Annotated in this window: 8 protein-coding genes; all 8 read right to left on the bottom strand. The window is 50.6% G+C overall.

The window, feature by feature from the left end; all coding sequences use genetic code 11:
* Window positions 1–106: 106 nt before the first annotated feature.
* Complete coding sequence (locus ABMA70_RS15745) at window positions 107–4,708, bottom strand: hypothetical protein (RefSeq protein ID WP_393022315.1); 4,602 nt, start codon at window positions 4,706–4,708, stop codon at window positions 107–109.
* Window positions 4,708–5,319 (bottom strand): hypothetical protein, encoded by a 612-nt coding sequence (locus ABMA70_RS15740; protein ID WP_393022313.1) that lies wholly within the window; start codon window positions 5,317–5,319, stop codon window positions 4,708–4,710. The genes ABMA70_RS15745 and ABMA70_RS15740 overlap by 1 nt, the downstream gene beginning before the upstream one ends.
* Complete coding sequence (locus tag ABMA70_RS15735; protein ID WP_393022311.1) at window positions 5,312–5,788, bottom strand: GNAT family N-acetyltransferase; 477 nt, start codon at window positions 5,786–5,788, stop codon at window positions 5,312–5,314. The genes ABMA70_RS15740 and ABMA70_RS15735 overlap by 8 nt, the downstream gene beginning before the upstream one ends.
* Window positions 5,789–5,850: 62 nt before the next feature.
* Complete coding sequence (locus tag ABMA70_RS15730; RefSeq protein WP_393022308.1) at window positions 5,851–6,123, bottom strand: hypothetical protein; 273 nt, start codon at window positions 6,121–6,123, stop codon at window positions 5,851–5,853.
* On the bottom strand, window positions 6,113–6,865 hold the full coding sequence (locus ABMA70_RS15725; RefSeq protein ID WP_393022305.1) for a hypothetical protein: 753 nt from the start codon (window positions 6,863–6,865) through the stop codon (window positions 6,113–6,115). The genes ABMA70_RS15730 and ABMA70_RS15725 overlap by 11 nt, the downstream gene beginning before the upstream one ends.
* Before the next feature lie 292 nt (window positions 6,866–7,157).
* Window positions 7,158–8,237, bottom strand: a complete 1,080-nt coding sequence (locus ABMA70_RS15720) for a hypothetical protein (RefSeq protein WP_393022303.1) — start codon at window positions 8,235–8,237, stop codon at window positions 7,158–7,160.
* Between the two features lie 9 nt (window positions 8,238–8,246).
* Window positions 8,247–8,675 carry a hypothetical protein gene (locus ABMA70_RS15715; RefSeq protein WP_393022300.1) on the bottom strand — a complete coding sequence of 143 codons (429 nt, stop codon included), beginning with the start codon at window positions 8,673–8,675 and terminating at the stop codon, window positions 8,247–8,249.
* 76 nt (window positions 8,676–8,751) lie between these two features.
* A partial coding sequence (locus tag ABMA70_RS15710) for a hypothetical protein (protein ID WP_393022297.1) occupies window positions 8,752–8,942 on the bottom strand: 191 nt, incomplete at its 5' end.

Below are 8,942 nucleotides of genomic sequence, written 5' to 3'. Positions count from 1 at the left end.
ACCGCATCGTTAGACTTAGGGGCAACTGGTGTGAAGCCCCCTTGCAAGTTAACAGGTGTTAGGTCGCCAGCATTGTTGCCGCTTGTTTGGAAAGGACCGCCTGCCATTATTCATCCTCCTGTGGGACTTGAGAACCGCCCAAGATGTTACGGAACGGTTGGCTAATAGGTTTCACTGAGGTGCTTAACTCAGCATTACTGTCTAAGATGAAGTCCTCAGAAATCTTATCTGGTGCTGTACGCTGTAGGAACTTCTTAACTAACTCATCTTCCTTCGACTCTTGACGAGGTCCGTAGATTCGTTTGTTCACTAGCTCACGACCTTTAGTCTTGATGTAGTCAGGGATGGTACGGTCCATAACTTTGTGTGCTTCCTCGATTGCCACCACTGTCTGAGGGTCTAGCTTAAACTCCCAGATAGCTCGATGCAGTAGTTGCACACGGTAGTTAGCGTAGTCTTGGACCATCTCATCCACAGCCTTCTGGTCTAGCTGTAGCATACGCATGTTCTGTTCTGCTGTTGGTGTAAAGCCTAGCAGACGACCAATCTCAGTGCGAGAATCAAAGCCTCCCTTATCACTAGCATCAATCAACACACGTTTACGTTGGTCAATGATTGCATGGTGATTCTTCATCATCCAATACTTCACCCAGTTACGACCGGAAGAAGGAATCTCACCCAGTACAGATGCTGCTAGCATTAGCCCATCCTCTGTGACAATACCCTCATGTCCCCAGTCAGCATTCATCAGTGGACGTAGCTGTTGGAACGCATCCCACCCACGACCGAATACACCACTACCTGCTGGACCTAGTGCCTTAATCCATAGCGGGTCATCCGAAGTGATGATGTCCTCAATCATCTGAGTAGTCTGTGCGCCTAATGCAAAGCGGTCACTCACTTCAACGTCACCTAGCATGGCACGTAGACCAAAGCCAACGAAGCCTTGGTTCGCTAGCTCTGCTGCTTCCTCTGGCATCTGCTCGATACCTAGACCTGATGTGATAGCCTGAGTAATCAAACCACCTAGTGGTACACCTGCCGCGCCAAACATGGCTAGCTGTGACAGGAAGATGCGTGCTTTCTGACGGTTAGTAAAACCACCATTAGCTACACCCTTGGTAGCCAGCTCCATTGTCTTGGCACCTACCTGCATAAACTGAGATGCAACACCCATCAACTGACGGACATCACCTGTACCTCTACCGCCTTGCCAGTAGGCACGGTTGGCAGGACCAAGCTCTAGCATGTCCTTGTTCACTTCTTCCAGAATTTCAGACAGCTCAAGGTCTGACGGAACTTTCTTACCAGTTGTGCGCATCCAATTTTGGAACTCAGCCGCAAAGGTAGCACGACGAGCAGCCAGCTCACCGCTGCGGTACAACATAAGAGAAAGATTGTCAGCATTAGAAAGAATGCGACGAGTAACCCCAAGACCGTGAGAACCAATACGAGCCATATCCGAGTTATTAAACACCGCCTCTTTAAGTCCAGTGCGACGGAAAGCATCGTAAGTAGCTTTCGTAGTTTCATCAATTGCTCTCCCGTTGAACAGGATGTTGTACACCTTACCAAGCATCTTGTCGTCAACGATGTTATCTAGCACGTGCATCCACGCCATGTCGTTAATGACACGAGGTGCGAACTTAGCAGGGAACTTACCTAGTGCTACAGACATAGCCGAAGCCTGTGTGTATAGCTGAGCAATGTTGAACACACCTAGTAGGTTGTGCATCACGACGGTCTTCATGAAAGCGTATGGGTCTTTAGTGCGGAACCACTGGATAGACTTGACACTCTCTTTGTCTGCGTAGCCAAAGCGACGTGCACCATTCAAAGCCCAGTCATGTAGGCGTTGCCACATTGCATCTGATAGTTCCTCCTCACGAGAAGGGATGCCATTCCATTCACGGATGACACGACGTACACGCTCTGCTGCTTTACCCTTCGGTGTGTTAGGCAGCGGTGTATCCTCAAAGCCACGGATAGGAATGTCAGGGAACTCCTGACGTACTGTGTTAAGCCAACGCTTCTCACGTCCGATACGCACTTCGTTCTGGGAGATGAACTGACCTAGGTGTTTACTGTGACGTTGGAACGCCTCAAGTGGGTTCACTCGTGATAGCTCCTGTCCCGATAGACCGAACAGTAGTTTGTCCTTCGAACGAGTACCATGATACAGACCAGTGTGTGCGCCCACTGCTTCCTCAAGACGGGCAGCTCCTAGACCTTCATCTAGTAGGTCCACCTCTGGGAAGATTTGCTCTGCCGCTGCACGGTCAGACCCATGCTTCTCCATCCAACGAGCAATCTGCTCCTCACGGAATGCCTTAGCATCTGACAAGCTGTCGAATGCACGTAGTGCTTGAGAGCCTGCTAGGTTCGGACGACCACGGGCAATCTTAGGCATACGTTGAGATACAACGAAGCGAGCCTCGTTAATCTTAGGCACGTAACCAGAGCGGTAGTTTAGGATACGGTCAGGCATTTCACTGATAGCATCCTTCTGCACACGTGCGTACTGCACGAACTCACCGGACAAGTCCAACTCACCAGTACCCTTGGTGTTCCAGTCCTTCTCTAGTCGTACCAGCACATCCCCTTCATCATACACTTTGCGCACATAGTCATCTGTGATGTCTACTGTACGTCCAATCTTAGAATCCCACACCCCTTGACCACGCTTATCGCGCACGCTACCAAGTGCGGAACTCAAGTCCTCGAAAGGTTTACCAATTGCGCGACCGCCATCCTCTAGCCCTTGAAGCTTGATGTCCTTCATGCCTGCTAGTTCTTTCTCACGACGTAGGACAAAGTCCTCGTTGATGAACGTAGCGTCTCCATACAATCGGTAGCGGTAGTACGCTTCCACTTCACGTGGGTCGGTCAAGTGAATCTTACCTAGTGGTGTATTAACACCTGCTGCTAGCTCCGTAGGCGAGAACACAGTGCCTTCTACCTGTGTCTGAGGGTTAACCCATTCATCACCTGCTTGAAGCACCGCAGAGACGCGCTCACGCGCTTTCCCTTGGGTCAGTCCTGCTACTGGCTCAGATGCCCAGTCCAAGAACGCACCAACTTTATCTTGGTAAGCCACAGCCAAGTCGTCTGATTGCAGTGCTCGTTTAACTTCTAAGTTGAAGTCACCCTCTGCTGTACGACGGGACCATGCTGCTGGCGATAGGATGTTACCGAAGAAGTTCTGAGCTGATGCCCCTTCCACTGTCGCAGAGTAAGTACCAGTCACATCATTGATGCTGAACTTCACCTTACCGCTACGAACAATGAGACGTTCCTTCTCACCCTCAGCCACTGGACGTGACTTATCACGCAGCGTGTACTGATAGGTGAAGCCCTTCGCGTCTTCATCCACCAACTTCAAGTTGTCCATGTGCAAGCCTTCGGTTAGGTACTCCTCGCTTACGTCCTCCATCTTCTCGAAGAAAGACTGGACCACTTGGTTACGTTCCGAACGGTTCAGCAAACCTACCTGCATCAATCCCGATTCCTCTTTCAAGGTACGAGCAAAGCCATTGGCAATGGCGAACATGTTGTTCATCTCATCTGCCACTGCTGCTGGTAGTTCGTCATCATCTAGTACACGAGTGAACCACTCGCTAGTCTCAAGCGGTAGCGCACTAGCTGCTGCATCATCACGGGTAGTACCCAATGCTGCCGCTGTGTTGTCATCCACTAGGGATGCCACAGTGTGCTTGGCTGCTGACTCCTTATCACCTGCACGGGCTGCAACCTTAGCTGCGCCTGTGTCTGCCACTGCATCCTCAGCCACCTTGCGGATAATCTTAGCGTGACGTAGTTTCTCCACTGGCTTCAAGCCACGGATGGCACCGACTGGTGTAACGTCAACGACACCGAACACGATGTCTTCTGCGAACTCAGAGTTAATAGCTGCTGCTGGGTCCACCTCAAAGAACTGAGCAAGCAAGCCTGCTGTCTTTGTGGCGTTACCATCTGTCCAACCAAACGAAGCAGTCGCCTTCATGATGGCTTCCTTCAATGGCTTGACCAAAGCAAGCTGGCGCTCTGGTGGCAGAGACTTCCATGCACCAACGATAGTTTCTAGGTCTTCCCCTGCTAGCTCGGCTAGCTGTGGGTTGGCACTAATCTGTTCATTGATGTCTGCGATGTCTGCTGCGTACTTGAATGGAATCATGAACGAACCGAACTCGGCAATCTTCTCACCGATGCCTGTACTCTCAGCAAGCTCACCAATCTCATTAGCCAAGGCTAGGTCAACGGCTGCTCGTGTGATTTCCTCTGGGTCGCCCTTGTATGCAGCGTTAGTGGTGTATGCCACCTCGTCTGCAAGTGGATGACTCTTAGCATCTTGAAGCATACGGATGCGGTCAGACTGTAACTGAGCTGCACCCAGCATAGCCTCAGCACTACCGAACTGTGTTTGCTGTAGTTGGGTGTGTGCGTCATGGACACGGTCGTCATACCAGCTCATAGCCTGTTGGCTACGGTATAGCTTGGTGTCACCGCTAGCTGCTGCCATAGCAAGCGACTCAATCTCGTATGGGTTGCCAGCAATCATAGCTGCCTGCCCTGTGTAACGAGCATCGGTCACTGGACCACGAGGCGGCGCTGCGTTGAGCATCTTCATGTAGCTCTCTAAGCTAGGCTCCGGTGCATTGTCCTCAGCTAGTAGTTTTTGATATGTGTCTAGGTTTAGTTCGCCAGCCATTAGCGACCTCCACTCACTGCTCCACCGAACTCAAGGAAGTTCGCGCTGTTGTTACCACTTCGACCAAAGTCAGATGTACGACCTGTATCAGTGGTGCCACCACCGAACAGACCTTCGAACTGACCACCCTTGTATGCTGAGTACCCTTGACCAAACAAGTTGGCTGCACCAGCGAACGCATCCCATCCATTAGAGCTGCGTGCTTCTAGTCCGAACATTGCTGCACGGTTACGTGCTGCTGAGATACCGAAGGCTGCTGCTTGTTGAGTATTAGCTGCGCCAATAGCTGAGGCTGCATCGCCATAGATGCTATCGCCTGCACCTGCTGGTCCACCTTCGAAGCCACGGGATTGAATCAATGCTCGTCGGACACGAGCCTCTGCAATGGTTTGTCGAATCTGCCGTTGTCGTTGAATTGCTTGTTGTGCATTGTTGATGGCTACAGCTTTACGCTGTTCCTGTACTGCCTGCTTAGCTGCGTCTTCACGCTTCTGCTCGGCAATACCACCTGCGATGGAACCTACACCAGAGGCAATCAGTGCAGGGTTGGCAGTGTAGATACCCGCGATTACTTGAACCGCGCCACCAATAAATCGTACTGCTTTACTCATGCTTCACCTTCATTGAGTACATTGTCTCGGACTTGATTAGTCCTAACTTCTTGACTACCTCATGGGTCATAGGTTGTCCTTCACTAACCGAGTAGTTAATCTCAGCCACACCGCTCTGACGGCACACTGCCTGCAAAGCTTCAAAGAGTTGACGGGCTACACCCTGTTCTCTCACGTGAGGTACAGTATAAAACGCAGTGGTACTAAACTCAAAATAGCCACGGTTGTGGATAGATGGGGAGGCAGTGCCTACTACGTAGCCGACGAACTCATTGTTGTTCTCATCATCAATGGCGACTAGCACTAGCAAGCTACCACTCATCTCCAACTCTGCGTACATCGCGTAGTCCACTTCACGAAATTCATTCTTCTCTGCCGTCACTGGCATTGCTTCTTCAAGATGCGCCATAGCTAATGACGGACCACCATTGTCAATGAACCAATCCACTGTCGCTCTCATAATCTGCATAGTCATTCCCTTAAAGAAAAAGAGGCTACCATCGTAGCCCCTAGTTTATTTGAAAGTTACTTTTACTCAGCGTCTGCCTCAGCCTTGGCTGGTGCTTTCTTCTTCGCTTTGCTCTGGTCCATGTAAGCTTTGTACACGCGCTCTGCTGTAGCTGCATCGGTGAACATACCTTGCAGTGCGTCAGGCACCTGCTTCTTGCTGTTACGGATAACGAACTTACGATGACCGACCTTAGCTTCGCTAAACGGGACTAGCCAGTATTCAGCCCCTGTGCTGTCAGTACCAATCTTAGTTTCGCGTGCTTTCTTCTGGCGGTTAAAACGTCTATCGTCCATAGTTTACCTCATCGCTGCCTTCATCCTTGTGGGTGACAGGCTCTTTCTTAATCTGCTGTACATACGTGCGGCGGGAACGGCGCTCAGCTCTAGGGTTTTCTGTTTGGCGGAACTGCACAAAGGCTTCCGCTACTGCTTCTTGCTCCCACAGTGTGAACAGGGATTCTGGGATAGGGGCTACCCATGAGTCTGCATCACTACCTGTGAAGTCTAGGTACAGTGTAGCAATAATTGCTGAGTCTGTCGCGTCAACACCCGTTGGGTTCTGCGTTGCATCGTAGCTGTCAAGCACTACGTTCTGCTCATCAAAGGATGTCCAGTAACGTGGATGTCGATTAGTCTTCGGATACAACTCCACTCCATTGACAACCACAGTGGTGGTGTCTGGGTCAGTTGGCTTGTTGTTCTGCAAGCGTTCCATGAACTCTTTCGGGTACATGTAGCGCAAGGTGCGGAAACAATTCTGCACACCTGCATCCTCGTAACGATAGCGCAAGGTTTGAATCTTACGCACGTTCTCAGGGATGGACAGCTCAATGGCATTAGAGCCAGCCTCAAGCTGAGCAGGTCGGTCCTTCAAGAACTCCCAGTCATTGCGATAGATGATGTCTTCCAACACCTCCAATGCACAATCGACCATGTCTTGAATCTCGATGGAATCCTCAGACAGAGAGGTCACTTCATCTGACCCCGTCTTCTGTGCCATCTTCTTAACGATTTGTAGTAGTGTACGTTTAGGCATTAGCTGTTACCCTCCGAGTCACCGAAGTCCACACCTAGGATAGAGTAACCCAGCAAGCGTAAGTCCTTACCTCCATTAGACTGGAAGCGGATACGCACTGAGCGTCCCTGTCCACGAATACGAAGCTTAGTATCTACCACCTCGTATGGGTATGCGGATTCAGCACCACCTTGAGCAAGGCGACGTGAGTCATACTTGTACGCCTCCTGCTGTGTGGTGACTTTGCGAGTACGACTGTCGATTGACCAGTCAAAGCTCGCTGTCATTAAGGAACTGTGGTTGTCTGATGGAATCATAGTTTAGCCTTCAATCCAATCTGCGTTGCATCAAACTCTGCGGCAGTCCACGGGTTATCATTTGCATCCGTGTGGAAGATAGTCTTGCGATATTGCAATAGGTCATCCAATGGAATCTCCGTACCTTCCTTCACAGTGGAGCCATTGTCCAGCACGTGAGCTAGCGATGCAATTGTGTAGTCCAATGCTACGGCAGTACGTGAGTTCACACCCACGGCAATCAACTCATAGCCTGTTTGATATTGCGTAGGCAGGGCTGACTTACCGAACGTAGATGTTTGACCAGCGGCATCTGCTGTCACCTTAGTCGCATCATCCCAGTCACCAAGCAAGCTGACATCGGTGTAATCACCTGTCATCTGCTGTAGTGTACCATTCGCATTCACTTCACTCTGAACCATAGTGATTGGCACAGTGTCCTCATCTGCTGCAAAGGCAGCACTGAACATGCAGTCATTGTTCTTATTGATAAGACCGGATTTGTACTCACCCAACATACCAAAGTGGCAGTTACTCACTGTGGTTAAGTCAGGGTTGAGGATAGTGTCACCTACAAAGCTACCAACCAAGTTCTGGTTGATGTACACATCCACCTCACCATTCACATTGTCCAGCTTAACGTGCACGTCTACACGAGAACGCACACCATCGTATGGCATCAAGTCGATGTTCTGAATGATGGATGTACCGGACGCTGTATCCGATGGACTCTCACCTACACCATACAGATAGAACGATGCGGTACGGTCAGCCGCACCAGCCTGCCCATCAATAGCTCCCCAGTACACCTCACTACCGCTGGCATCAATACCACGGAATGCAATCACAGCACGACCATCACGCCCTGCGTTCAAGTCATACTCCTCTTGCCACATATACCAAGACACCCACACTTCATTGCGGGATGTCCAAGTCAAGTGCGCTACTTCATCTCGATGGTTCACTCGGTCAATGAGGAAGCCCTCAAGGACACGATGACCAATCTTACTTGCGTCGGTTGTACCCTTGCCATCTACGGCAGCGGTATCACCAACCAAGCCCATCTGGATACCTGTATTAAAATCTAAGATAGCCATTACCTACTCCTAAACATTGTGTACTTCCAGATTCAACTGGATGTCGTCTACGTAATAGTTTACATCATTCGTTGCTTCTAGCGTACCTACAATCCAGACACGGATAGTGTCGGTGTCAGTAGGCAACACCACTGCGTCACCGTAACGGGTCCATGTATCGTGCCCTGAGAAACGGGTAGTGTCGGTAGTCGCTAGCACTGTACCGATAGCATCCAAGCACTCGATGTACACAGTACCTCGGTCAGTATTACCACGTGCAGCCCAGCTTAGCTTAGCCTCAATGACATTATTAGCCAGCTCACCTGCTGTGATGTACCCGCCACCGATTGGGTCGATGTCTTGGTACGCAGCGAAGTTAGCATTGCTGTCTGACCAGAAGTAGTACGAGCCTTGATACAACGGCGCAACGTTACGCACGTCCAGTGTACCTGCTGTCACAGTCCAGCCTGTAGCATCCCCTGTCTCAGCGTCAGGGTTCACCAATGTCACAGCCTCAGTACGTAGCAAGTCGTCCTTATGGAACGATACCACCTGCATACCTGTGCTCACCATAGTGTCCACCTTGTGGAACGTCACAGTACCCAGTGCTGTAGTCTGGTGTGCCTGCACTCGATGGAAGGATAGGTGCGCTGTCTCTGTGGTGTACTGCTCTGTCTGAACACGGATACCTGTTAGGTAGTACGAGTGAATGTATGGTAGCGAGAT

This window comes from Halobacteriovorax sp. XZX-3, assembly GCF_043196495.1.
In the GTDB taxonomy this organism is placed as follows: domain Bacteria; phylum Bdellovibrionota; class Bacteriovoracia; order Bacteriovoracales; family Bacteriovoracaceae; genus Halobacteriovorax_A.
Note: the sequence above shows the minus strand (reverse complement) of the source record. Positions and strands in the feature narration are given on the sequence as shown.